Below are 22,054 nucleotides of genomic sequence, written 5' to 3' on the forward strand. Positions count from 1 at the left end.
CTTTAAAGTTTGTATTATTGTATGATCTGGTGATTAAGTAGAAACAGGGGGAAAAGGGTAGCCAAACTTTGCAGGGTAGGGCAACTTTTTTCTTCAAATTTTCTTTGCGCTCTCTTTTCAAAGGAGGTTTCAAATGGAGATGGTTTTGCTTAAAGAAAGTCCTAATAAAGAAGAAATTCGAGAACATTATGAACAAGTTTGGAATGAACTTTTAGAGAGGGATGAGGAAGAAGCCGAAAGAATTTTAGAAAAGTTAACGAGTGAACTTTTAGTTACAGATGAAGAAGAAGGGGAGGTCGAATATGAGTTGCTGCCTACCCAACAGAAATCCTTTGAAACCATGAAATTTATCCTGTCTCTATTTAAAACCCGTCTTTTATGGATTCTTCTTCTTAGTGTGATTGCATTCTTTCTTATATCTTACGTCTTATTCATATATGTATCTTTATGGGTTGAAGATTATTAAAGGCGCTTCTGTGAACCGGAAGCGCCTTTGTTTACCTGACAGAAAGTAGCTCGGATCTGTGAAGTATATTTTTTTACATAACGCTTTGATATATTAATTGTGTTGTAACGTGTGACTCATTGACGACAAGGATAAGAAGAGTGTACGGGAAGCTGAAGAAACTCGGTTAATTTTCATAGCACTATTTTTCTATTTAAGGAGTGGTTAATGTGAAAACAGATGAGAAGATGAACAAATCTGAACAAATACGCCGCTTGATCGACGCAGGCATGTCTGTGTCTGAGATAGCCGAGTACATGGACGTAAGATACCAGTTTGCTTACAATGTAGTTTCTTATCATTTGAAGCACAAAGAGAAGAAGACATTATAATGAGTGCAGAAGCTCAAGTATTAAGTTAACTCGTGGGCGCATTGAAAAACTGTAACATTTTATGGTATACATACGTATGATATTACCGTATAATATGTATGTACTCATAATTCGATATAATTCGTTCTTGTATCTTATACAAGATCAACATAATAAAAGGATTGTCTAACCCTTACAAGGGTTTGGGCAGTCCTTTTGTGTTTTAAAAAAATATTGGGGAGGAATCACTATGAAAAAATGTCCTGAATGTGGGGATGAACTTGAAAAAGTAACAGAGGATGTCTACAGATGTCCCGAATGTGACTATGCGTCAAAATGCCCTGATTGCAGAGGTGAGCTTTATGCAATTGAGGATGGAGTTTATGGCTGCGATTGTGGCTACATGACTGATCCTTATTTTGATCCCACACCGGATTACGACATAAATGAAGAAGACCAAGACGAGAGATATGAGAAGTTACAACGAGACGCTGAAAAAGCTTTGGAACGTTTTGGTTGATGAATTATTCTAAATAGTTAAATGATTGGGAGCCACCAGTGATCAATCGGAAGTTGAATAATGGTTCTGAAATAGGGTATAATATATATAACAGTACAGAAGAACTTCCCGATAAAAGGATTACCTGAGCGATTAGGTAGTCCTTTTATTTTTCTCCTGTAGACATGTGCACAAAAGTCGTCATTTGTACACATGTATATATGTCATTGTATACATAGTGGATTGGACAAATAAAAAACACGCCCTATCAAGGACGTATCTACAGAGGGGAAATTTCTAAAGTATAGAAAAGCACTACCACTTCTTACATAGATAATACATTATTTTAATCGAAGATGTCACGATTTATTTAATCCCCAATGAGATTAGATCTACTTCTCTTAGTCTAACCCATTTAGGTTCACTAAATTACACTTTTACCTCTTGTACGTAGCTGTTTCGAATAATACTTAACCATGTCCAAACTAACTCTATATTTTTTCGCAATAACAGGATAGGTTAGTCCAGAAAGGATATCTTCATTTAAGGAGTCTAATTGATCTGATGTTAAAGTCTTTGTGTAATACTTCTTCTTCAAGCTTCCCCAGTCTCTATCTGGATATACAAAGGAAACCATTCTGCTTATATTCTTATTAAACCTTTTCCATAATATGTTTTCAAAGCCTTCTTGATAAATGACATCCAAATTAAGTTTATCCTCTATTTCATCCTGTGTCCAATTCAGCTTGGTCTCGAACAGCCATTTTAAAGACTCAAGTAAATCATCATCGTCCCATCTCTTTACATTCTGAAACTCATGAAGTCTGTAGCCGAACTCAGGGTAAACGAAATTCATTAATCTGTACAGCCCGGATGACGGATCACTTGTATCTTTCATCAGCTTTCTATGCTTATTCAATACTTTAAGTAAGTTGTACTTGTTAAACAAAGCAGTTGTGATGTTACTTGCGATTTCCTCCCTTCCCCACTTCAATTCATTTTCAAACAAATCTCTTAGCGTTAGTTTTAACGTTTCTTCCGTCCAAAAATCGTGTGGGGCTTGGGTCATTTGCCATGGTTTGATTTGAAACTCTGGAAAACAAAATGTAGCCGATAAATACGTAGATCCCTGATACAGTGTGTCGTGACCACCGCTTAGTTTCCACTTAGTCAGTAATGTTCCTTTGTATTTTTCAAGGAACTCTTCCTTTCCCCACCCATTCACATCTAATACCATGTATCGCAAGCATTTTGAAAAATGAGTTGGACCATCATTATGTACTGACCAGGTCTCTCTTGGGAATGTTTTACGCTTCCCCTCCAAGACCTCTCTGTAAATCGAGAGAATGTCCGCAGCTTCTACCATTATATTCACCCCTATTGTGTCTCTTTAAAATTTACCTGGGAATAAATAGACCGCCCTGTTTTTTGGTAAGGTAAACGGTCTATTTAAATTACCTGAATACAACCACCGCTCTTTAAAACGGTTTACCCTGATAGTATCATACCCATTATTTTGCTTCAAGATTACTCTCTTACGATCTTCTCTATGGTGTCAAAAAAGACTTTTTTCAACCTAATCACTCATTAAAAATATAATACAAAAAATGAAAAACACGCCCTATTTGGACGTGTCTGATCAAAGAGGAAATTCTAAGGTGTACTATTATTGTTCACCATATCCTTGGTAAATATACTTACTTCACTTTACAGCTCTATTCAGCCTGATAAATCCGGTTATGAGTGAGTATAACCCTACAAAGGAAATGATACTGAGTGTCCATTCATCAGTCATAAATGGAGCGAGCGCAAACATAATAATTGCTATGGATATTCTTATTTTTCCTTCGGCCTTCATATATACTTCTATAAGTATGTCTTTTTTCAATGAGAAAAAGCAATCACCTTTACATTTGATGATTTACCTTCAGATTAGATACTTCTAAGAAGTATTATAAGGCTCGTTTTACAAATCAACAACTTTAATTGGTACGTCATTTATTATAAAGGAAATCCTTCACATACCCGAATGATCAACGGATTACCTGATACATATATTTCGGATTTTTCTTAGATGGCCATCTTTATGTTTCACCTTTTGTTCGGATTCAAAAAAAGCTTCTTGTCAATACATGTTTACATTGATACAAAGTTCCCTATTTTAGCTATTTATTCGAACGGAAATTTGTTTTCAGCGGTTATAAGTCTAATTTAGTAGGCAACTTTGTGTCGCTGTACAGTTTAGTGATAACAAGTTTCACGTTTCACTCTTTTAATAATTGGAATGGTAACAAGTTGAAAAACATAACAGTTATCCTTACAGGTGTCTTAGCTCTTACAGCAGTGGCTCCCTTAGCCGCATCTGCTGCACCTATGTCCGAGGACAAGAACATATATATGTTAAGGGACACTGACTTCTTGATTCCCCTTTTAAGTAAAAGCCTAAGATCTTTTCGATTTAGCTATCGACTTAGATTTAAGTTTTTTTTACGGCTGCTCAAGTTGCTGACTTTTTTTATTACGAATTAATCATATTGAATCGGGGATTATATGTATATCATCAGAAAAGGAGTTGATCACATTTTTATCTGTTAGTTTTCTTTGATACCTGAAGTTAACAGGAATACAACGAAGTCGCAATGAGAGTGAATTCCAACTACTTAGGTTGAACCGAAGAATGTCTAAGGCTTTTAACTAATTTTCTACGTAAGGGGGAATTTCTTTGGCTTGTAGCATACGAACGCCTGGCGACTGTCTTCCTAAAATTGAAATTGGAGGTTCTCTTGCAGATTGGGCTGAAGACGCAAAACGTGGGTTTAAAGAACTTAAAATTAACGACATGTATGATTTTTTTGAAAAAGTTGGTTCCGATATTTCCCACTTTCCAGAAGATGTGCGTAAGGCAATAGATGATACGTCAAATGAGCTTAAACGATTTAACATGAACGTAAATGATTTTTTAGAAAAATCATTTGACGCACTTCGAGAATCTGCTGGGTCATTTGCTACACCAGAAAAATTAGCTAAGAAAATGGCTTTGCAATTAGCTAAGACATTCCAAGTGAACAACAATACTGGTACTATTGTGGCATGTTCTACCGTAGTCGGTGGCGGTTTGGTTGCAATTGGATCAGCTATTCAGGCTTCAACTGCTGGTATTCCGAATCCTTATGCCACTTATTTAATCTCGTATGGTCCGGCGATGGCATTATGGGGTTGTTCAGAGGCTTATAAAGAATAAATCAAAGGAGATGTAAAAATGAATCCGGGAATTGGTGATATTTTTGGCGGTGGTGGAGGAATTAGTCTCGGCGGAACTCTTGGCGATCTTGGAAATCAACTTAAAGATATTGCAAAGGATCCTGCTGGATACTTAACTGATGTTGGTGAAAAAATCAAGAATTTACCTGAAGATTTTCAAAAAGCAAAGGATAATATAACGAAAAACTTATCAGCAATAACCTTGGGAAAATTGCTTACGCGATTGGGAATTATAATGGAAAAGGAAATAAAACCAACAATGAACAACGAACAAAAGTTACAACAAATGGTATCAGGAGTAGTCGCTGAGTTTAAAGCGGACCCTGAAGGAACGGCAGAAGGTTGCCCCACCTTGGTTAGGGACTTCCTTATGTTACAGATAGGAATGATGTTAGTCCAAGCTCCCGACAGCGAAATGTTTATTTATTTCAAAGATAATGTGACTCGTGTCTCTCAGGAGGAATGCTCTAAAGCATATGCATAAATCTATGAAGGCCGTACTAAAAAGTACGGCCTTTTATCTAACTAAAAGCATCCTGTCGATAATGCTACCTTGCTGATCATAATATATATAGATCAACCTCTTTACCACTTTCCCCTCTTTCTAAAATTGAATCTCATCAATAAATCTCAAAAACCATTTCCGCCCCGCTCCCCTCTGTCTTGACCAAGGATGAAGGTATTGAAAAGATAATGAGTTTTCTGTTTGTAATCCTCGTATGTTGGCGGGGAGTTTTGATAATGCCTGTGCAGATAATGTTTTAAGCCCTTCATTCATTCCCCAGGCAACGATCACAGGTTTGTCTTCAGCGTGTTGAAGTAACTGTTTGCGCTCTTCATCTCGACATGTTGAAAAAAGGCTCAGATAGGGACAATTGAGTTTCTTATAGGTTTTAAGGAAATCGTTGCTATTGGTGTTGCGTAGATCTGACAAATTCAGTACCCGGACATATCTCCAATCATATGTAGCCATAAGTCTCATGACTTGATACTGTGTCGTATCAGGTTTCGTTTTTGTCATTGGAGTGTCTTGGATTAACGAGGCCAGCCGGCTACTCTTCGATTTGTATAAAGGTCCATCAATGGACCCTTCTATAGGTTCTAAGGAAGAAGAGCTGCCTGGGTTTTCCATAATCACGTAAGCGTCAGGTATCTTATTTTCAATGTTATAATCACGAAGATAGATCTCAAGTTTACTTCTGCATTTCAATTCTGGATAATCACAATGACCGGAAGCTATTCTATAAAAACTTCCCCGTACACTATAATTCTTTTTTATATCCTTAGCTGGTATAAACACAGAAATCACCTCTTCTGAGAGCATTACTACAACTGAAATCATGCTATCTTCCGTGCAATATCTACTACTTTAAAATCATATTGGTATACTAAAGTTATAACAAAAACATTAAATCTGTATTGATTGTGAGTTCAACTCAGAAGCTATGGTTCAACAATATAAAAAGCCGCCATATGACGACTAAGGTGTTTTATCAACAATTAGGATTGATCTGGCGATAGTTGGAGTTTATGGAGTCCATATTCTGCATCCGTAAGCTGATATTCTTCGTCTAACTCTATATCTCCATCCAATTTAAAAACAATTTCTCTCATGGCATCTTCACAATCGCTACTCATTTTACTCAGCAAATGGTAAGCTTCTTTAAACTTTTGATCTCTTGCTAACTCGTTCAGATTATCAAGATAGGTATGAAAATTACTGATCGTGTCTGAAAGTGTATCACTTAAATTAATCTTGGCTTTACTCTCTTTAGTTATTTTCGCTAATATCTTGCTCATCACTGCACCTCTTTCTTTTATACGGAAAAAGCCTTCCATATAAAATGAAGGCTTTCAAGCGTTGAGTATGGGACTCATGTTAACCTTAGTTTTGTTGAAGCGCAAAGTCAAGGTTTAACACTGGTAACAAATTGCGAAATCCCTACAACAACCAAAAAAAGATAAATCACAACAATTCCTAAAACAGAGAACCCTACAATCTTCCATGCTTTCTTCTGATTCAATCCAATACCCCCTTGTTCTGAATCTGCTTACATTGAAACAAAAAAGCGTTCACGATCTCTGCTTGTGGTGCGGTTTATTAATGTCTGATGGGTGTTGACCCGTAGTACCCCAAGCTTCGCCTTCAACTTTGTTGCCGCCAGCTCGGAATTGAATCACATACTCCCCTGAAGGCATCCCATTAGGGAATGAATTAAGACTGGTCCACGTTAATGTGTTTCCTTTGCCAACAGTTTTAAGGACGTATTCTCTCCCGTTACCCTGCAAGCTCCAAGTGAGATTTGATGTTCCTTCATTCCGAACTTTAATCTTTACATGTCCATAACCTTTTTCAACAGTTAAGTCCATCGTCGGACTTGTCCCACCAAGAACCTCCCGTACCTTTTGACCAGTTTTGTGGACAGCTATGTCTTCACCATCCTTCGATACTTTAACCCCCTTAGATGGCTCAGCAGAAGCAGTCAGAAGAGCTACTGATGTAAAAGCAAACACACCTGTAAGGATAACTACTTTTTTATTGAACTTTAACACTTTAAAAGCACTTCCTTTTCAACAATTTGTGGAATACTTAATCATTACACTACTCAAAGGGAACAAATCTCATAAAGATAGTCATCCAATGTAGGGTGAGTATAGGAAGATAACATTCAGTAATTTTTAGCGTTAGTTCTACATCATTTTGGGTGCTTAGAGATGCCTGAGATGTTAAAACCATTATTCTTTTCATACCAAAATATACTCCTAATTTTAACCCATACAATAACGATTATGGATTCTGGGGTTTCAACTTATAATAAAAAATATAAACGCAATTATAATCAAAATTAGATATATACTTGAAATCCACTTTCCGATTTTTGCTCCAAAATCTTCCGGTTTTTTATACGCAATGATTAAGCTTGGAATAAAGAAAATGATGGACAGAAACATGGTGTAATGAAATCCAGTATTATCAACACTGTTAGACCTTGCAGACAAGTCTAAAAGGGAAAATAAGTGATCTCCAAGTATGTAATTTCCAAACTTAAAAGAAACAGCCATACCCAAAAAAGCTAATAATAATGAAAGTGAACCCCAACCTATCTTTTTTTGTTTCTTTTTAATAAATTGAAAATAATGAGTAAAACCGCAATTGCTTGTATGCAGTATGTCAATAAAGAAGAAAAAAACGGTGTCATGAGATTCCTCCTTGATGCGTTGTATTTTACTGATCGTATCTGCAATTGTGTCTTTTAAATTGGCATTATGTTCTTTGATTATCTTCGCTAATACTTTGCCAAGCACTACACCTCTTTCTGATTATATTGAAAAAGCCCTCCATTAAAGGAAGACTTTTGTTTTGACGCTGATTGTGGCAACTCATAAATACAAAATAGTAGATTTTATACTAAGGTTAACATGATTTTCTACGCCGTTTCAAAATTATCGGAAGGAGACAGAAATACAATGCAAAAGCAACAATGATCCACCACTGAGGGTCAATTATATACAGAATGACTCCTATAAGCAGGGTTATTACTGTTATTGCAACTCTCACTCTTAACATTGTACTTTTACTCACTCTCGCTTCCAATTTTGGAAGCATAATAAGAGAAATTGAAGATAATGCAACAAAAAATATGGAGGTAAATGTGTTATAAATAGTATCAGCTCCCTTACTATTATGAAGCTTTCCTCGCCGCTAAGGGGCTGTTAAGAAAGATGATTAATAATTAGTTGAAATGGAGTAACCAGTCCACCAGGAATAGCGTTTAAAAGAAATGATAAAAATCCAGCAACGGAACCTGACGCTTCCATTGCTCCTATCTGGGTTTGTGTCTCGTCGTGCGACAGGGTAATAGCTACACCCCACGGATAGACATTACTAAACGCACTTGTGCTGAATTGGTTATTGTAATGACTATTTCCTTTAGCAGTAACCGTAATGTCTCCAGTTTCTGTACTCAAATAACCTGCTTTTATTTCAGTATTTATCTGCTCGAAGGATTTGGAGAGCTTTTCATACGTTTCAGTGCCCACCACGTCTTTGGCTTTTGCGTCCAGAGTATAAAGACCATCTTCACCTAAGATAATGTATGGCTCAATTTTCGCTGCTCCTGCTGCGATTTCATCACCATTGATCACTGTTGGTTGCCCTTTTTGTTCTATTGTTGTACCACCTGCTTCATTGTTGCTAACTGTTGGAGCGGCAGATGCGGCTAATGGAGCTACTGCGGTAAGAGCTAAGACACCTCAACAATTGAAAACACTTCTCTATAATATATGGAATACTTAACCAGTATACCATAAGAAAAGGAACTATTTGTATAGAATTATTATAAAAATGGAAAATGATTATTTAGAACTAATTTGACTATAAAATTTGCCCATCCCACAACAATAATATTGTGTTTTTTGTTGAACTGTTTACTCGCTAAGGATCACCTTGTTTAAAGAATAATTTGCTATTGCAGCAATGATTCACACTTGTGGATCGATTACATATAGCACACCACACCGAGAAGCAAGACTGTTGTTATTATTCAATTCTCACTTTCAACATCGTTTCATTGCTCACTCTGGCTTCCAATTTTGGTATTCAACTATAATAAAAGAAAGATATGAATGTAAAGCAAAGCCAAAAAGCAATGCTATAGGAGTGACTTGGACACACTCAAGCGAATAAGGCTTCCTGCCTGTCTGTAGGACAGGTTGAAATGTAATAGCAAACTTCGTGACAAAAAGAATCCCCACTTCTTCAAGTGGAGGGAGGGTTCAACAGCAATCATTTTCGAACCAATACAAATTTATGCACTTTTCTTTAACACATATTCTTGCCAAACAAAGCTACAGTCATCTTTTTTTATCTTTTCAAAACTGGAGTATTCTCCTGAAACAGTATCGTACTTCAAAACAGGTATTGTTTTGCTCACACGAGTATCACCGTCGATATAGAAATGGCTTTGCTTGTCCCAATAAACGTTATGATAACCGGAGGTGCCAGTAATTTCAGATGTCGATACATGCCCTGCAATTATATCTTTTAAAAATTTGCCTGTTGTATGAGGGTATTTACTACAGAAATAATAATCTTCAGATCCCCATTTCCAAAGTTCTTCAGCTTCTTCATCAACGCCAGCATGGACAAATATTTGGTTGTTTGTTTCATAATAAAAGGGCAAACCTTTAAGCCAATCTATTACAGCAGTATCATTAAATGAACTGGCTTTGGATTCTATGTCTTCAAGTAACATAAATTCATGATTTCCTGCTATAACAACAACCTGCTCTTTATAATTTTCTTGCAATTCTTTGATGAAATACAAAATTGATAGATCTTGTGAATGAATGTCGATGTAGTCTCCCAATAGAATCAATTGATTGTTTTCGCTCAAATCAACAAGACTTAGCGTTTCTTTGAACAGAGTCAATTCCTCATGTATGTCGCTCATAGCGTAGATATATGCCACATGTATTCCTCCGTATCATCGTTTTATAAATGGACTGGAGGTCAAAGTCCGCTTTGCTCGATTGGATAGATTTCCCCTCGATCTATTGCGTTAGCGCTTGTTTGTACCTCTCTCAATTATGTTGTTCCTTTGGGATATATTGAGGAAACGCAAAGCAAAGTTTGAAATAAAGGTAGCGGTGATTTTACCATCATATATGGTTGATAAATGCTCTCTCAATTTTCTTTCATCTGAGTCTGTAAAATCGAATTCTCCCCAAAATGAAGATGGGTAACAACTTTCCTTTTGTACTCTTCGTGCATCAGATAAACTTGTTGGCAGCTTCAAATGATGTAGCGTTATTAAATCATAAAATGATAAAGGCTTTGTTACAATGCTCATGCATAATCCTCCTTAAAAATGTTAATACTGTTTTTTTCCATATAATTAGCTTTTAAGGCTAATTTTACTGCGAAAGCTCTATGGATTCTTTTTGCTCCAAAGTATGTTTTAAAAAAAACTTGCAGCTCAGTTATTTTTTCTAAAACCGAATTTTCTAAATTTAAAATCGTGGAAAATTCTTTATCTTCAATGATTGCATTTTCAACTTCCAACTTGCACGTTTTTACATGCAACCAATCAATTTGATTTATATCATGTTTGAAAATATTCTTTATTGCACCTCCTGTAATATAACCATAAGTTATTGATGCCCCTTCTTTTTGTAAATAATCTTCTTTTTCTTTTATTAAAATGATTTGGCTAAGAGCTGACAGAGACATTTGTACTCTCATTTTTTTTGCTTCCCCTAACTTTTATGAATCAATTTGATTTAGTTTACCCAAACAAATAGTATCACTCAATTAAAGGATCGTCAATTTACTTTTAATCAATTACGATTTATTGAGTTGGGACATGGAGACGATTTACTGCCCATAAATTTAACAAGTAAAAGAATAATAGAATGCATATAACAACTCCAATTACGATATAAAATTTCTTTTTCCTCATTTTCTCACCTCTTAATAACGAAGTCTTCACTTGCAACAAGAGCAACGCACACATGAAACGCTTATATTATCTTTACCCTTTTACCCAACTGTATAGAATTCGGAAAATAATAAGTGCAGAACCAAGTACAAGGACAGAAGTGTGCCAGGTCCACGCCTGTATTCCACTAAGAAAGATGGGCGTGATACCTATAACAACTCCGATCACTAATCCTATAATTAAAACTACATCGGGCGCTTTGCTACCTCTGCCTTTACTTTTTTTGAACATATTAAACAGTATGCCACCAGCAATAATGGCAATAAAAAAAACAGTTAAATATACATTTTGATCCTGAATCACTTGTGAATTTAAAATATGACGAATGAACATTGCAGGTTACCCCCTTTCGAGTCAGCCTATTCAGCTTCTTCTAAACCAGTGTATCACAATAAAAGGAACAATTTGTATGTTTCGATAAGAATTTCAGGAAAATAATCCCATATAACTCTTTCCAACGTAAAAAGCCATCCTTTGAAGGATGACTTTAAAATGAGATCAATCAGTAGTTTTCGCAGTTCTTTTGAGTGTAAGCTTCACCCGGTATTGTTGTCTTTTCATCACGGCAAGGTTTAACAAATGATCGGGATGCTGCTGAAAGGTCACATTGGATGCCAGGAGTAAGGTTTCAAGTGGAATGGCTCTTATTCCCAACTTTTTGGCTTCGATGTTATACAGAGCGTTAACACGCGGATGCTGCAATACATGCTGATACACCCAAGCATGAGTTGTCATTTTTATACGTGTATACCCCTTGTTATAAGCTGTTTCGATCGCAGTAATAAACTCTTCTTGAAATTGCTCTGCGATGGCTGCTCGCTGTGTAACATAATCGTAATCGTGATAAACTTTAAAGCTGTTAATATTCATGCTCATATGTTTAGTCAGTCGGCTAAACATAATATTGTTGCTCAATCGAACCGTTGTGAGAGACAGGCACCCTGCAACAAACATGATATATATAAAGAGTTCCCAAAATTCGTCTGTGATCAGAAAGGTGCAAGCCGAAATAATTAACCCGATAAAGCCGAGATAGGCAAAAATAGATAATTTACTATGGAATGATAAGTTAATCAACTTTCCGATCCATCGATACCAGGTCAATTTCATAGGATACCTACTTTCTGCGATAACCAGAAGGTTTAATCAGATCTGTTCCACTCCAATTATAGCGTAGACGTGAAATGATCGTCTTCTCGGGAATTCCAGCAATCTCCGCCCACTCTTTTGCACTTTTAGTTACCCCATCTATCGTAATTTCCTTGTACATGGAGGTTTGCGGTTTTTTGATTACAGGAGCAATTAAATCTCCATCTCTTAACCCACTGTAAACTCGACCAATGATGATGTGACCAGGAATGTTATACATCTTAGCCCATTCCAACAGCGGTCTTTTAACTTCGTTTACGACAATTGGGGTTTCTGAGATTTCAGATGCAGCATAGAAAAAATGATTATAATAATGCCAATAATAGCGTTCTGCTAAACAGTTGCGATCGTTTTTAGAAACAAAATAACAATTAGATGGTGAGAATTCATGCATGGGATCCTTTCTTTTCATAGCAATCTGATCGTTATATCCTTGGTGTATCGCCCACTCTATAAATGACACGACATCTTCCCATTCATTGCATATGTGTACAACCTCGGTGGGTTTGCTGATACTTATATGATTTTGGCTGAAGCAATCAGTCTTCATCACACTCCAAATTCGGAGAAGATGAAGCTGTTGGGTATTCAAATTTGTATTTTTAAGACGCGCATTATTAATTTTACTTAGAAATGCTAATGCTGCATCTTCGAGTAGGCATAAGTAAAAATACTCTTGAGCCGTTATTTCTTTCTCACCATTCTTTCCTTTTTCAAGCGAATAGGCGAATTTATTATGTACCCTTACTTCTTTTTTGGATAGTTTACTTTTCGAAACAAATCCATATTCTGACCATTCTAACATACGGGAGGGCTCCATAAGAGATACGATCCCGTATAGATACAGTTCCGAGTTTTCTTTATTCAAAGGAATAACCAATTTATAAATGTCACTTTCATTTTCAACCGTGCATATCATAAACTTTCTTGCAGAAAAACGAAATCCTTTTTGAGTGGATAAAAAACGAATGTCTACATCAAGGAATTCTCCCACTTGATGGCAATCATTTTTTTCAACATAATCCTGGAATGATTCATTTTTAAATAAAAATTGATTTATTTTTTGTAGTTCACTTTTACGTTTAACCAACTCAAAAATATCTTGGGTTTCTTGAGGATAACGTGGAAGATTCATTCCAAGTTCTAAGCTTCGTGTTACCATTTGAGATAGTGCAGCAATCTCTTTCATATCTGTCTCCTTTAATTCTCTCTGTTTCATGAAGTGTTTAATAGTAAATAATATCCTTTACGTAGATATTATCCTATTATATTCAATTTGTCGTTTTATTTTTTTAGGCAACAAATCTTGCTTTATTGATTTTATACTCTTAAATACTAATCAAAATTCATTGTCTCATACTTCTATCTCTAAAAGCATCTTTTGAACGAGGTTGAGGCGACGAAAGATTCAACCTCTAACCTTTTATCATGGATCTACATTTGATTAGATATTTGGTAAACGAAGACATACGCAACAGACGATTGCTCCTCTACTAATATGTAATCTTTAAATTGACTTTTGGATAAGTAGAGTGATTGGGTTGGATGCCCACATATTGAACCTCCGCAGTCGCAGCTTCGGGCCTCAATGAGATTTTCGTACTCTGTAGACCTGAACCGGCAATGAGGTATGGTAACATTCGAAACAATTTCATTGCCTATTGCAACACGAAAAGTGATAAATGGATAAGTATCCTTGGTTATTGAATCCGATAAATCTTCTAAAGTTGATACATAAGGAATACCTACAAACATTATAAATAACCTCCTCATAGATCTGAGCCATTGATTTTGATAAGGCACTTTCCACTATTATAGCGATATCGTCGTACTTGAGTAAAGAATTGTCGAAAAGAAGTGTTTTCGACAAAAGTATAGGGCTAAATTCGAATAAATGTTTCCATATTAATGAGCTTATTTCCTTTGTAGTAGAAATACTTCACCAGAATGCATCTTCCTTTTCTCCGCTGAGATCCTCTCAGATCGATTTTTTTAAAAAAAGTAATGCAATTCCCTTACTAATGAATCTGAACGAAAACAATATTTGTAGCGTTTAATACCAATGAATAAGATTTGATCGATATCACCACAATTGTAGCAATCAACAACTACTCCATTAGGATTGAGGGTATAATGCCTATTATCTTCAATAAATCCAGCAAGGTCACTCCATTCACCTATAATCCGTGGAAGGTGAATCATTTCATTATTTAAAGCATCGTAGTTCATTCCCCGAACTGGTAATAAATCAAGATTATCATCGGAATACAAACCAAAAGAATATAAAAGATAATCCTGTAGCTCGATGGTTTGATATTGAATTGTTCTTAGGTCTCTGACCTTTTTTCTGCCTATCCCTCTCTCTCCACGTTCAAACATATTCAAAACTTGTTCTGTAACAAAAAAAGGAGTGCGTTTTATAATGGGGGTATTGTCATTATGTAATCCGATTACCCATTTAAATAAAGGTAAATTCATACGAAGCAAATCAAAAATTTCAGTGGATAGCTGATGATTAATAACAACGCCTTTCGCGTTTAGCTTGTTTTCTATAGTGACAAAAGCCTTCCATAAATCATACCAAGCGTGATTATCAACAACAAATTGATAAATTGTTTTAAGCGTGTGCAAACGTGTCTGCATGTATTTGTCTTTTTCAAACCTGGATTGGTATAACAGCGTAAATAGTAAACTCCCTATAATGGTTTGGTTGCTATTCTCATAATCGATTAAATGTTTTTTGATATCATCATTCTCGTTTTTTCGATCTTCATTACTCCTATTAATATGAATGCGACTATTATCCGCTATTGAGTTTCTTATATACTTTTTATAACGCGCTTCAAAATGATTCGCCTGTTTTTGTATCTTTGCCACGATTCATCACCTACCTATTGATTTTGACTCAATCTTTTCAAGATTCAATGACTTCCTCATTATACCATTTGGAAAACGGAAAAAGTCGAATAAAAAGAGAGCTCGTCAAATGACCAGCTCTCACCTTTTATATTACAATATACCTTAGTCCTCTATTGCATATTTTTCAATGATTGTTAAAAGATTATGTGAAAAACTGTTTTCGCGTACCCCGATCATCTCAATATAACCATCATTAAGCGCTTCATTAAAATGGGTTCGAGCTTCTTCATAATGGGGTAATTGGATTCGTTGGAATATTTCATACATCTCATCAACATTTCTAAATTTGAGTTCTCTAAGGAGCCAAAGCAAACGTACGAGACCATCAGAACCGATAAATTCATCTAATTGCAAGTCTTGAAGAATTTCATTTGGATTAAGAGCGTTTTCGTTATATTGGCATGTTTTGAAATGGACGATTCTAAAACCATAACTGGTATCATTGCCTTTCTTCTTCCATTCCAAATATCCGTCTTCAGGTCTTTCAATTACTTTCCCGCAGTGATCGCAATACCACTGTTTCAATGGAACCAATCTCATCGACGAATCTCCACCTTCTATTTTTTCAATCTATACAGAATTATATCCTATCATGCAAAAAGGTGAAGGTATCCATCCATGTTTGTGGCTTTGTTCGTTAAATCGGCTCCTTTTTTTTTCGATCACCAACTTGTTTCACTACCCATCCACATTATTTATCCGAATTTTTATTTATATATGCCACTACATTATGATATCCAGAAAAATCCGATTCCTCGCCTAAATACTTACCTACCATATAAGACTTCTTGTCAGTATATTCAAACTTAGTAACGCCACTAACCTTTTTAATCCCATGAGAATCATTCACCATTAGATCTAATGTGCCGTCACTTTTCATTACATACTTGATAATGTCTAACTGTTCTATTGGGGCTTGTGTAAGCTGATCTTCGTATTTAGCTAACTTCTCCTTTCCATCAGACAAGGCTCCGGGCAGGAGACATTGTAAACAAAAACAAATAAATAATAAGAATATGAGAATATGCTTTGACATGTCATCTGATTTAAACACGATACTCACCTCATTTTTCACTTCTTGCTTCCAAAGCTTCTCGTATCTCTCTTCTTATCCAACTCTCCTGGCCCTTTCCCTTTGCTCATTAGCCGGAATATCTACGGTCATTTCCCATGCTTCATATGCAACAATTTCAGCTATATCAAAGCCTATATTCGCGTGTGAGGTTATACCGCCAAACCTATATGCTGAAAACCTCGCACCGTTGATAGACCGTTCAAATTCAAAATCCTTAGCACAAATTTCAATTTCTTTCCCGTTTCTCAAGTGGACTTTTATCTTATACATGGTTTAGACCTCCCAAGTCCCATATGACCAATAACCCACACTACTGCCACAATTCCCACAAGTAGCTTCCTTTTCAACCACGACATGTTCATCGTAGAAATACTCAATATTTATCTCTTTGGAATCACAATTCTGGCATTTTAAAGGGTATCCATCCTCAGCAATGTATCCATCCGCAATTTGTCGGTTGATATATGCACCGATATCTTCAAAAACTTCATTCTTATCTGACATATCCCTATTCCTTTCCCGTGATCATTTTTTTGGAAAATTAGAAAGTAGCTGATGGTTTTCAAATTCATTTCCTATTACTGCTAACCATTCATCCTGGCAATCCACTAAAAGATACTCGCGACCTGGAGAATCCATTGACTCGATCACAAATGCCGCGTATGTTTTTTTGTACCTCACTAAACCCCTTCTGAGTTTTTCCTTTTCGCCAGAATTACCATACTCAACGATATCTCTATCAAAAATTTCACGTTCATTCAGGTGGTCTTTCATTCCAGTAGAATCCATGCGGATAAATCTACCAGGGAACATACTTTCATGAATGATTGTGCCGTTCTGCCTTAGTAGAAAATCTCCTGATAAACCAATGAACAACTGTTCTATACAACCTACATGCGCCTTGTTAGCATTCTCCCAAAAACACTTACTTTCTGTATCCCAAACTCTATATGGTCTACTCATGGGTATCCTCTCCTTTCAAAGCTGCACGGGCACGTTCGCCTTTATCAATCAAAACAGATTGCGGATAGTGCTCTCCTACATCCCCTACGTCTGTTAGATAATTTTGTACATCCTCATAAAACTCCAGTGCCTCTTTAAGCTTGATATTTTCTCTTTTTAGTTCCCGGATTCTTTTAAGTCTATGTTCAGCCGAATGTCTGACTCCCCTAACTTCCTGGATCATTCTTAGCTCGTCCTCTTTATGTTGGGCGCTATCCTTATCCTTAATCTCTATCTGTTGTAGGAGGTAGCCAATATATTCGTGTGCCTTCCGTGTGCTGCTCGTTGGGTATTTCAGCAGCATATTATCTTCACGCGCATGTGCTTCCCGTATCTCTTGTATCTTAGCGTCCATCCGTCTCAACCTCCTGCAAGTCTCCCATGCCTCGAAAAAATTCTTCTGTACAAAACATCGTTTTTTCACCTTTACACTGATGACATGTTTCCTGTTCAGGTAGTAAGCTCGCCCCAATGGTTACGTCCCACCCTTTACCGTCACATTCCCAACAAACCACATGTCTCATTTTATTTCGGGGTGGTGCTTGTATCTTCTTATCCATGGTTTAGACCTCCCACGTTCCATATGACCAACGCCCTACATGCCCACCACAATCTTTGCAGGAAGCTTCTTTTTCAACAACAAAATGGTCTTCGCGATAGGTATCCTCAATATTTATTTTTGCGGAATCACAATGATGGCATTTTAAAGGGTATCCATCCTCAGTCATGTACCCATCCGAAATCTGTCTGTTGATATATTCGCCGATATCTTCAAAAACTTCACTTTTATCTGACATATCCCTTATTCCTTTCCTTTTTCGGATAATCGAACCGTAATCGTCCCATTTACAAAATTAGAATCTTGGTTGATTACAAGATTATGAAGCCCGTATTCATCACGCATTTCCTTAGCCAATTCAAAAATCTTCTCATCCAGTAACTCCGTAAATCTTTCGATTGTTATTTCCATATCCCTTATTCCTCTCCTTAACGAATATTTCCTCTGAATATACCAAGCCCAGCATGGTCAATTTCAATATGGTCGTCTTTCGTCGCTTTCTCACTTGGATGTTTGAAATAATATTTCAACTCGACTTCATCCCAAGTTACCGTGTAAATACATCCGTGGCACTCCCACAAGTCGCCTTCTTTAATCATTTGTATCCTCTCCTTTCAAAGCTGTACGAGCACGCTTGCCGTTATCTAATTCCACCTCTGTCACCCTGAATGGTCCTACCTTCCAGTTCTCGCGGTCTGCATAAAACCCCAGTACCTTATCCTTAATCTCTATCTGTTGTAGGAGGTAGGATACCTCAGCAACTGGAAACTGAATATATTTCTTTGCTTCGTTTTTAGCCTGCTGCACATCTTCCCGTATCTCTTGTATCTGCTTATCCATGGTTTAGACCTCCTTGTATATAATCAGGACAGTTTCTCCAAGACTCATTTCGCCATTTGCATCAGGAAGCGTGTATGTGGTGTATTTCATGTCTATTATTTGCGCTTCCGGACACAAGGCCAACCAGCGGTTAATGTGCGTATTTATCGGTCCGCTATTTGTAAATGCCCCGTGAAAAATTTCAATTTGGTGAGTTTTAATTTCACTTGCTGGTCCCATTACCTTGTTCATATCCCTTATTCCTCTCCTTTGTTGCGCTCGGATAATTTGACTATTATCTTCCCGTTTACATAGTTAGAGTCTTGGTTGATTACAAGCTTATGAAGTCCATATTCATCACGCATTTCCTTAGCCAATTCAAAAATCTTCTCGTCCAGCAATTCCGTAAATCTTTCGAGTGTCATTTCCATATCCATAAGTCCTCTCCTTGCCCTTTAGGGCTTATAAATCTGACCATATCCCGTATATGACTACTGTGCTGCTCCCGTCCGTGTCGGCAAGCTCGCAAACACCGCCTATCGCTTCGCAATCCACATCGCCGTGTCTTTCGTGGGCAATCTCCACTTTCATATCTCCTCCATATATATCACGTTCTTTAATCAATAATTCAATCAAGTCGTTCAGGGTGCTCACTCTGTCATTCATCCTCTATCCCCTCTCTGCCTCCGATTCATAATCTTTGCAATCCTCGACATCCTCTGTTTTTATTCCGTATAGATCTTGTTGTTTTAGGGTACAGGCGTATTCCCCATATAGTGAAGATGGTTCTGGCAATAGCCGCCATAGGTAACAACATGAAGCACATTTGATTTTATTACTCATGTTCTATCCTCTCTCTTCAACTTCCCAAGATTCAACGTAATCAAATGATTCCTCCGTTTCATGCTGTCCTTGATATTTCCATGTGAAGGTTCCCTTATTGAAATCAATTTTTGTTACCTGTACTGGCACTGAATAGTTAACGAGTCTGGCTCTCAATGATTTAATATCTATTTTCAATGCTCTAAACTCTCCCTTTTTCAGATAATTTGATAGTTATTTTACCTTCTGTACAAATAGAGTTTTGTTCGAGTTTAAGTTTAGTAAGTCCGTGTTCTTCAATCATATCTTTAGCTAACTCATAAACCTTTTGCTCCAGCAATTCTGTAAATCTTTCGAGTGTCATTTCCATATCCCTTACTCTTCTCCTTGCCCTTTTGGGCTGATATAGTTGTTAGTTAGCAGCAACTATCTTAAGCCATAGACTGTATACTTGATCATCTCTTCGTAAGGACGTACGTTTGGATGACTCTCCAAATCAAAATTGTTATCCTGTAGAAAACTTTCGAGGACTGCATTGTAACTGCGTAGCAGTTTTATTGTCTTCAATACTTTCTTGTAAGGATTATTCCAGTCTTTATCATCATAAGACCAATCGCGAGTTTCATTTTTGGAAAGTAGAAATTCACTAATCTCTATACATTCGCCAGAAATATCCTCCGTACGTTTATTCCAGCTGCTTTTTGTAGTGTAAAACTCTGCTTCTACAAGCTGATAATCAGGATCAAACCTTACATAAGCGTATCCATCGGTGTTTAAGTTTATCATCGCGGCGAAAAATTGTGCTTTACCAAGTAGATGTGATAATTGGTACTTTGCCTGTTCAAGATTTGTCATTGTTCGATTATCTCTCCTTGCCCTTTAGGGGCTGTATTACCCGCGTTTGCGGTAGTATTTTCGTCTCTCGGTTTTGCGCCGTTCCTTTTCAATGATCTGTTGCCGGACGAATTCGCTCCGAATCTGGCTTATCTCTTTATCAGAGGTTGTATAATTGTAAACTGCTGACCATTTACCCACTTCAAGACGTGTGTCCCCGTACGATTCAGTTTCGTAATAGTTACATTCAGTGCATTCATCCACCGTCTCAACCATGCCGACATGTTCATCATAATAATGACGATGCCACACCTTGCCGCCACACACTGGACATGGTGGATCTGGCTGCTCATTGAAGTAAAGGTCGAAGTATTTCGAGACTGGAATCGGGAGCCTTTTAATCTGCCGCCATCTATTATTCATCCCTCTATCCCCTCACCGCTTCTTTTCGCCATGCGCCTATATCTCCGAGCGTAAAACCTTCTTCACATACAGTTTCTCTTACGCTATCATCATTCGCTATAAACTCATCGCAAGGACTACAAAGATAATAAGATTGCCAGTCTCCTTGCCACATACCTGAAACGTAAACCATTGTAGTATCAACAGGGAAATTCTGAGTACATCCTTCGCATCGGTGCTCTTTACGTGTTTTAACTTTTTTGTTTTGAATGAAGTCGCCCATATTCCTCTATCCCCTCTCCTTGAGCTATTAGAGCTGCTAAACAGATGGCTTCAGGCATCGTTTCTTTAAACACATGGATGAATATGTTCTTAGTTACGATATGAAAATTACACATTTGGTCTCCTAAATTTGCTTCACCAAGAATGACAGATCCACTTTTCTCGGATGCTTCACCGAGAGTAAAAGAGAACCCTTTGTCCTTCATCTTCTGAATCACATCCCATGCTGCGGCAATGTCAGTGGAGTAGTTAGGTACATCCCTAAAGTAGTCAGGATAATCTGGAAGTCTGTATTTTGGGTATGCTGCAAGCATGTTATCACTCAATTCAAGCCCCATAACTTTCTCGGCTACCCAATCATCACGTTTACGCGGACTCATACTATTCCATTTTGTTATTATTGCATCACGCTTCATTTAACTGATTCCCCTTTTCTTTTCCTTCTTGTTTCGTAAACATATGAGATGCCAGTCTTCATACTTTCTAAAATTTAATAAGTTACACTTACATTTTTCGAAAGAGTTATCTAATCTTCCGTATACCACTCGTCGCCATCTTCCAAGTCTCTAATAGATCCATGAAGTGCAGCACCACCACATTCAGGACATTCCTCCCAAGTAACAAAATTGTTGTCTACCCATTTGTTATCGCAGTTGTCGCACACCCAAGGTGTAATTTTGATTGGTTTATTCATCCTCATATCTCCTGTTCTTCAGTTAATATAGAAATTAGAGCTGGTAAACAAATGGCTTCAGGTGCCGTTCGTCCTGGTATGTCACAGCTACTTTTTAGTTCGATAACGTTTTTCGCTCCTATAAATCCTCGGTAATGTTGTTTGCGTGGGTTCCAAGCAACTTCAATCCAAGCGCCATAGTTCTTGATCTTCTCGAATACTTCCCCTGCTGCGGCGAAATCTTCAGAGTAATTACTTGCAGCAGTTGAATACCCATTACTATCGATGATCATCCCTGGTCGGACTCGATCTGGCTTATATCCCATTACAGCCGTAGCTACCCAAACATTTCGTTCAAGAGCACTCATCCCGTTCCACTTGCAAATAACTTCATCCTTAGTCATAAGCATTCACGCTCACCTTCTTTGTATTTTTCAGTTTT

At 37.1% G+C, this 22,054-nt stretch carries 39 protein-coding genes; 5 read left to right on the forward strand and 34 right to left on the reverse strand.

All coding sequences use genetic code 11. The features are described from left to right. Positions 1-133: 133 nt before the first annotated feature. The 3 genes from JOD82_RS10090 to JOD82_RS10100 all read left to right on the forward strand — a co-directional run bounded on the left by JOD82_RS10090 (position 134) and on the right by JOD82_RS10100 (position 1,336). Positions 134-466, forward strand: a complete 333-nt coding sequence (locus JOD82_RS10090) for a hypothetical protein (protein ID WP_245248973.1) — start codon at positions 134-136, stop codon at positions 464-466. Between the two features lie 209 nt (positions 467-675). Then, the gene (locus JOD82_RS10095; protein ID WP_209948737.1) at positions 676-837 is read left to right on the forward strand and encodes a helix-turn-helix domain-containing protein; all 162 of its coding nucleotides are present in this window, start codon (positions 676-678) and stop codon (positions 835-837) included. A 229-nt stretch (positions 838-1,066) separates the two neighbouring features. Continuing rightward, a complete protein-coding gene (locus tag JOD82_RS10100) occupies positions 1,067-1,336 on the forward strand; it encodes a hypothetical protein (protein WP_209948739.1) in 270 nt (89 codons plus the stop codon). A 403-nt stretch (positions 1,337-1,739) separates the two neighbouring features. On the opposite strand, the gene JOD82_RS10105 is transcribed toward JOD82_RS10100, so the two are convergent. Then, on the reverse strand, positions 1,740-2,681 hold the full coding sequence (locus JOD82_RS10105) for a DUF4046 domain-containing protein (RefSeq protein ID WP_209948741.1): 942 nt from the start codon (positions 2,679-2,681) through the stop codon (positions 1,740-1,742). Positions 2,682-4,037: 1,356 nt separating this feature from the next. Here JOD82_RS10105 and JOD82_RS10110 point away from each other — a divergent pair. Together JOD82_RS10110 and JOD82_RS10115 are read left to right on the forward strand one after the other, a co-directional pair. Further along, the gene (locus JOD82_RS10110; RefSeq protein ID WP_209948742.1) at positions 4,038-4,556 is read left to right on the forward strand and encodes a hypothetical protein; all 519 of its coding nucleotides are present in this window, start codon (positions 4,038-4,040) and stop codon (positions 4,554-4,556) included. 18 nt (positions 4,557-4,574) lie between these two features. After that, a complete protein-coding gene (locus tag JOD82_RS10115) occupies positions 4,575-5,060 on the forward strand; it encodes a hypothetical protein (protein ID WP_209948744.1) in 486 nt (161 codons plus the stop codon). A 120-nt stretch (positions 5,061-5,180) separates the two neighbouring features. On the opposite strand, the gene JOD82_RS10120 is transcribed toward JOD82_RS10115, so the two are convergent. The 33 genes from JOD82_RS10120 to JOD82_RS10280 all read right to left on the reverse strand — a co-directional run bounded on the left by JOD82_RS10120 (position 5,181) and on the right by JOD82_RS10280 (position 22,016). Continuing rightward, complete coding sequence (locus tag JOD82_RS10120; RefSeq protein WP_245248974.1) at positions 5,181-5,918, reverse strand: DUF1643 domain-containing protein; 738 nt, start codon at positions 5,916-5,918, stop codon at positions 5,181-5,183. A 158-nt stretch (positions 5,919-6,076) separates the two neighbouring features. Beyond that, positions 6,077-6,376, reverse strand: a complete 300-nt coding sequence (locus JOD82_RS10125; RefSeq protein ID WP_209948746.1) for a hypothetical protein — start codon at positions 6,374-6,376, stop codon at positions 6,077-6,079. Positions 6,377-6,649: 273 nt separating this feature from the next. Further along, on the reverse strand, positions 6,650-7,129 hold the full coding sequence (locus JOD82_RS10130) for a hypothetical protein (RefSeq protein ID WP_209948748.1): 480 nt from the start codon (positions 7,127-7,129) through the stop codon (positions 6,650-6,652). A 252-nt stretch (positions 7,130-7,381) separates the two neighbouring features. Beyond that, entirely contained in the window at positions 7,382-7,882 is a 501-nt protein-coding gene (locus tag JOD82_RS10135) for a hypothetical protein (RefSeq protein WP_245248975.1), read from the reverse strand. A 408-nt stretch (positions 7,883-8,290) separates the two neighbouring features. After that, complete coding sequence (locus JOD82_RS10140; protein WP_209948750.1) at positions 8,291-8,722, reverse strand: hypothetical protein; 432 nt, start codon at positions 8,720-8,722, stop codon at positions 8,291-8,293. A 662-nt stretch (positions 8,723-9,384) separates the two neighbouring features. Further along, entirely contained in the window at positions 9,385-10,047 is a 663-nt protein-coding gene (locus JOD82_RS10145) for a metallophosphoesterase (RefSeq protein WP_209948751.1), read from the reverse strand. A 90-nt stretch (positions 10,048-10,137) separates the two neighbouring features. Continuing rightward, a complete protein-coding gene (locus JOD82_RS10150; protein ID WP_209948753.1) occupies positions 10,138-10,428 on the reverse strand; it encodes a hypothetical protein in 291 nt (96 codons plus the stop codon). Continuing rightward, positions 10,425-10,820 (reverse strand): hypothetical protein, encoded by a 396-nt coding sequence (locus JOD82_RS10155; protein WP_245248976.1) that lies wholly within the window; start codon positions 10,818-10,820, stop codon positions 10,425-10,427. Before JOD82_RS10155 ends, JOD82_RS10150 begins: the two co-directional genes overlap by 4 nt. 289 nt (positions 10,821-11,109) lie before the next feature. Further along, complete coding sequence (locus JOD82_RS10160) at positions 11,110-11,409, reverse strand: hypothetical protein (protein ID WP_209948755.1); 300 nt, start codon at positions 11,407-11,409, stop codon at positions 11,110-11,112. A 165-nt stretch (positions 11,410-11,574) separates the two neighbouring features. Then, positions 11,575-12,186 carry a hypothetical protein gene (locus tag JOD82_RS29100; RefSeq protein WP_245248977.1) on the reverse strand — a complete coding sequence of 204 codons (612 nt, stop codon included), beginning with the start codon at positions 12,184-12,186 and terminating at the stop codon, positions 11,575-11,577. Between the two features lie 7 nt (positions 12,187-12,193). Next, on the reverse strand, positions 12,194-13,414 hold the full coding sequence (locus JOD82_RS10170; protein WP_209948757.1) for a hypothetical protein: 1,221 nt from the start codon (positions 13,412-13,414) through the stop codon (positions 12,194-12,196). Between the two features lie 803 nt (positions 13,415-14,217). Then, positions 14,218-15,102 (reverse strand): hypothetical protein, encoded by an 885-nt coding sequence (locus tag JOD82_RS10175; RefSeq protein ID WP_209948759.1) that lies wholly within the window; start codon positions 15,100-15,102, stop codon positions 14,218-14,220. Positions 15,103-15,246: 144 nt separating this feature from the next. Then, the gene (locus JOD82_RS10180) at positions 15,247-15,684 is read right to left on the reverse strand and encodes a hypothetical protein (protein ID WP_209948761.1); all 438 of its coding nucleotides are present in this window, start codon (positions 15,682-15,684) and stop codon (positions 15,247-15,249) included. A gap of 151 nt (positions 15,685-15,835) precedes the next feature. Then, positions 15,836-16,198, reverse strand: coding sequence for a hypothetical protein (locus tag JOD82_RS10185; RefSeq protein WP_209948763.1), 363 nt, complete (start codon positions 16,196-16,198; stop codon positions 15,836-15,838). Between the two features lie 54 nt (positions 16,199-16,252). Further along, positions 16,253-16,489 (reverse strand): hypothetical protein, encoded by a 237-nt coding sequence (locus JOD82_RS10190; RefSeq protein WP_209948765.1) that lies wholly within the window; start codon positions 16,487-16,489, stop codon positions 16,253-16,255. 3 nt (positions 16,490-16,492) lie between these two features. Beyond that, complete coding sequence (locus JOD82_RS10195) at positions 16,493-16,723, reverse strand: hypothetical protein (RefSeq protein WP_209948767.1); 231 nt, start codon at positions 16,721-16,723, stop codon at positions 16,493-16,495. Between the two features lie 21 nt (positions 16,724-16,744). After that, on the reverse strand, positions 16,745-17,182 hold the full coding sequence (locus JOD82_RS10200; RefSeq protein ID WP_209948769.1) for a YopX family protein: 438 nt from the start codon (positions 17,180-17,182) through the stop codon (positions 16,745-16,747). After that, positions 17,175-17,576 carry a hypothetical protein gene (locus JOD82_RS10205; RefSeq protein ID WP_209948771.1) on the reverse strand — a complete coding sequence of 134 codons (402 nt, stop codon included), beginning with the start codon at positions 17,574-17,576 and terminating at the stop codon, positions 17,175-17,177. The genes JOD82_RS10200 and JOD82_RS10205 overlap by 8 nt, the downstream gene beginning before the upstream one ends. Further along, entirely contained in the window at positions 17,566-17,781 is a 216-nt protein-coding gene (locus JOD82_RS10210) for a hypothetical protein (protein WP_209948773.1), read from the reverse strand. The genes JOD82_RS10205 and JOD82_RS10210 overlap by 11 nt, the downstream gene beginning before the upstream one ends. A 3-nt stretch (positions 17,782-17,784) precedes the next feature. Continuing rightward, a complete protein-coding gene (locus JOD82_RS10215) occupies positions 17,785-18,018 on the reverse strand; it encodes a hypothetical protein (protein WP_209948775.1) in 234 nt (77 codons plus the stop codon). A 5-nt stretch (positions 18,019-18,023) separates the two neighbouring features. Continuing rightward, positions 18,024-18,191: a hypothetical protein gene (locus JOD82_RS10220; RefSeq protein ID WP_209948777.1), complete on the reverse strand. Its 168-nt coding sequence runs from the start codon at positions 18,189-18,191 to the stop codon at positions 18,024-18,026. 17 nt (positions 18,192-18,208) lie between these two features. Next, positions 18,209-18,379: a hypothetical protein gene (locus JOD82_RS10225; protein WP_209948778.1), complete on the reverse strand. Its 171-nt coding sequence runs from the start codon at positions 18,377-18,379 to the stop codon at positions 18,209-18,211. Then, positions 18,372-18,620: a hypothetical protein gene (locus JOD82_RS10230; protein ID WP_209948780.1), complete on the reverse strand. Its 249-nt coding sequence runs from the start codon at positions 18,618-18,620 to the stop codon at positions 18,372-18,374. The genes JOD82_RS10225 and JOD82_RS10230 overlap by 8 nt, the downstream gene beginning before the upstream one ends. Before the next feature lie 3 nt (positions 18,621-18,623). Continuing rightward, positions 18,624-18,851: a hypothetical protein gene (locus JOD82_RS10235; protein WP_209948782.1), complete on the reverse strand. Its 228-nt coding sequence runs from the start codon at positions 18,849-18,851 to the stop codon at positions 18,624-18,626. Positions 18,852-18,856: 5 nt separating this feature from the next. Further along, entirely contained in the window at positions 18,857-19,036 is a 180-nt protein-coding gene (locus JOD82_RS10240; protein WP_209949222.1) for a hypothetical protein, read from the reverse strand. Positions 19,037-19,061: 25 nt separating this feature from the next. Continuing rightward, positions 19,062-19,265 carry a hypothetical protein gene (locus tag JOD82_RS10245; RefSeq protein ID WP_209948784.1) on the reverse strand — a complete coding sequence of 68 codons (204 nt, stop codon included), beginning with the start codon at positions 19,263-19,265 and terminating at the stop codon, positions 19,062-19,064. A gap of 358 nt (positions 19,266-19,623) precedes the next feature. Then, positions 19,624-19,791, reverse strand: coding sequence for a hypothetical protein (locus JOD82_RS10250; protein ID WP_209948785.1), 168 nt, complete (start codon positions 19,789-19,791; stop codon positions 19,624-19,626). Positions 19,792-19,847: 56 nt separating this feature from the next. Beyond that, entirely contained in the window at positions 19,848-20,276 is a 429-nt protein-coding gene (locus JOD82_RS10255) for a hypothetical protein (RefSeq protein WP_209948787.1), read from the reverse strand. A gap of 36 nt (positions 20,277-20,312) precedes the next feature. Next, the gene (locus JOD82_RS10260) at positions 20,313-20,678 is read right to left on the reverse strand and encodes a hypothetical protein (RefSeq protein WP_209948789.1); all 366 of its coding nucleotides are present in this window, start codon (positions 20,676-20,678) and stop codon (positions 20,313-20,315) included. Between the two features lie 4 nt (positions 20,679-20,682). Further along, positions 20,683-20,940, reverse strand: coding sequence for a hypothetical protein (locus JOD82_RS10265; protein ID WP_209948791.1), 258 nt, complete (start codon positions 20,938-20,940; stop codon positions 20,683-20,685). Next, on the reverse strand, positions 20,909-21,355 hold the full coding sequence (locus tag JOD82_RS10270) for a BC1872 family protein (RefSeq protein WP_209948793.1): 447 nt from the start codon (positions 21,353-21,355) through the stop codon (positions 20,909-20,911). Before JOD82_RS10270 ends, JOD82_RS10265 begins: the two co-directional genes overlap by 32 nt. A gap of 110 nt (positions 21,356-21,465) precedes the next feature. Next, the gene (locus tag JOD82_RS10275) at positions 21,466-21,633 is read right to left on the reverse strand and encodes a hypothetical protein (protein ID WP_209948795.1); all 168 of its coding nucleotides are present in this window, start codon (positions 21,631-21,633) and stop codon (positions 21,466-21,468) included. A 2-nt stretch (positions 21,634-21,635) separates the two neighbouring features. Beyond that, a complete protein-coding gene (locus JOD82_RS10280) occupies positions 21,636-22,016 on the reverse strand; it encodes a BC1872 family protein (protein ID WP_245248978.1) in 381 nt (126 codons plus the stop codon). Positions 22,017-22,054 lie beyond the last annotated feature (38 nt).

The sequence above is a fragment of the Paenibacillus sp. 1182 genome, assembly GCF_017833915.1.
In the GTDB taxonomy this organism is placed as follows: domain Bacteria; phylum Bacillota; class Bacilli; order Paenibacillales; family Paenibacillaceae; genus Paenibacillus; species Paenibacillus polymyxa_D.

Bases quoted from the DNA above. Each gene is read 5' to 3' on its own strand.
- JOD82_RS10090 (WP_245248973.1), top strand. From the start codon at position 134: ATGGAGATGGTTTTGCTTAAAGAAAGTCCTAATAAAGAAGAAATTCGA.
- JOD82_RS10100 (WP_209948739.1), top strand. From the start codon at position 1,067: ATGAAAAAATGTCCTGAATGTGGGGATGAACTTGAAAAAGTAACAGAG.
- JOD82_RS10105 (WP_209948741.1), bottom strand. From the start codon at position 2,681: ATGGTAGAAGCTGCGGACATTCTCTCGATTTACAGAGAGGTCTTGGAG.
- JOD82_RS10115 (WP_209948744.1), top strand. From the start codon at position 4,575: ATGAATCCGGGAATTGGTGATATTTTTGGCGGTGGTGGAGGAATTAGT.
- JOD82_RS10120 (WP_245248974.1), bottom strand. From the start codon at position 5,918: ATGATTTCAGTTGTAGTAATGCTCTCAGAAGAGGTGATTTCTGTGTTT.
- JOD82_RS10125 (WP_209948746.1), bottom strand. From the start codon at position 6,376: ATGAGCAAGATATTAGCGAAAATAACTAAAGAGAGTAAAGCCAAGATT.
- JOD82_RS10150 (WP_209948753.1), bottom strand. From the start codon at position 10,428: ATGAGCATTGTAACAAAGCCTTTATCATTTTATGATTTAATAACGCTA.
- JOD82_RS10155 (WP_245248976.1), bottom strand. From the start codon at position 10,820: ATGAGAGTACAAATGTCTCTGTCAGCTCTTAGCCAAATCATTTTAATA.
- JOD82_RS10160 (WP_209948755.1), bottom strand. From the start codon at position 11,409: ATGTTCATTCGTCATATTTTAAATTCACAAGTGATTCAGGATCAAAAT.
- JOD82_RS29100 (WP_245248977.1), bottom strand. From the start codon at position 12,186: ATGAAATTGACCTGGTATCGATGGATCGGAAAGTTGATTAACTTATCA.
- JOD82_RS10170 (WP_209948757.1), bottom strand. From the start codon at position 13,414: ATGAAAGAGATTGCTGCACTATCTCAAATGGTAACACGAAGCTTAGAA.
- JOD82_RS10180 (WP_209948761.1), bottom strand. From the start codon at position 15,684: ATGAGATTGGTTCCATTGAAACAGTGGTATTGCGATCACTGCGGGAAA.
- JOD82_RS10190 (WP_209948765.1), bottom strand. From the start codon at position 16,489: ATGTATAAGATAAAAGTCCACTTGAGAAACGGGAAAGAAATTGAAATT.
- JOD82_RS10195 (WP_209948767.1), bottom strand. From the start codon at position 16,723: ATGTCAGATAAGAATGAAGTTTTTGAAGATATCGGTGCATATATCAAC.
- JOD82_RS10200 (WP_209948769.1), bottom strand. From the start codon at position 17,182: ATGAGTAGACCATATAGAGTTTGGGATACAGAAAGTAAGTGTTTTTGG.
- JOD82_RS10205 (WP_209948771.1), bottom strand. From the start codon at position 17,576: ATGGACGCTAAGATACAAGAGATACGGGAAGCACATGCGCGTGAAGAT.
- JOD82_RS10210 (WP_209948773.1), bottom strand. From the start codon at position 17,781: ATGGATAAGAAGATACAAGCACCACCCCGAAATAAAATGAGACATGTG.
- JOD82_RS10215 (WP_209948775.1), bottom strand. From the start codon at position 18,018: ATGTCAGATAAAAGTGAAGTTTTTGAAGATATCGGCGAATATATCAAC.
- JOD82_RS10220 (WP_209948777.1), bottom strand. From the start codon at position 18,191: ATGGAAATAACAATCGAAAGATTTACGGAGTTACTGGATGAGAAGATT.
- JOD82_RS10225 (WP_209948778.1), bottom strand. From the start codon at position 18,379: ATGATTAAAGAAGGCGACTTGTGGGAGTGCCACGGATGTATTTACACG.
- JOD82_RS10230 (WP_209948780.1), bottom strand. From the start codon at position 18,620: ATGGATAAGCAGATACAAGAGATACGGGAAGATGTGCAGCAGGCTAAA.
- JOD82_RS10235 (WP_209948782.1), bottom strand. From the start codon at position 18,851: ATGAACAAGGTAATGGGACCAGCAAGTGAAATTAAAACTCACCAAATT.
- JOD82_RS10240 (WP_209949222.1), bottom strand. From the start codon at position 19,036: ATGGATATGGAAATGACACTCGAAAGATTTACGGAATTGCTGGACGAG.
- JOD82_RS10245 (WP_209948784.1), bottom strand. From the start codon at position 19,265: ATGAATGACAGAGTGAGCACCCTGAACGACTTGATTGAATTATTGATT.
- JOD82_RS10250 (WP_209948785.1), bottom strand. From the start codon at position 19,791: ATGGAAATGACACTCGAAAGATTTACAGAATTGCTGGAGCAAAAGGTT.
- JOD82_RS10255 (WP_209948787.1), bottom strand. From the start codon at position 20,276: ATGACAAATCTTGAACAGGCAAAGTACCAATTATCACATCTACTTGGT.
- JOD82_RS10260 (WP_209948789.1), bottom strand. From the start codon at position 20,678: ATGAATAATAGATGGCGGCAGATTAAAAGGCTCCCGATTCCAGTCTCG.
- JOD82_RS10265 (WP_209948791.1), bottom strand. From the start codon at position 20,940: ATGGGCGACTTCATTCAAAACAAAAAAGTTAAAACACGTAAAGAGCAC.
- JOD82_RS10270 (WP_209948793.1), bottom strand. From the start codon at position 21,355: ATGAAGCGTGATGCAATAATAACAAAATGGAATAGTATGAGTCCGCGT.
- JOD82_RS10275 (WP_209948795.1), bottom strand. From the start codon at position 21,633: ATGAATAAACCAATCAAAATTACACCTTGGGTGTGCGACAACTGCGAT.
- JOD82_RS10280 (WP_245248978.1), bottom strand. From the start codon at position 22,016: ATGACTAAGGATGAAGTTATTTGCAAGTGGAACGGGATGAGTGCTCTT.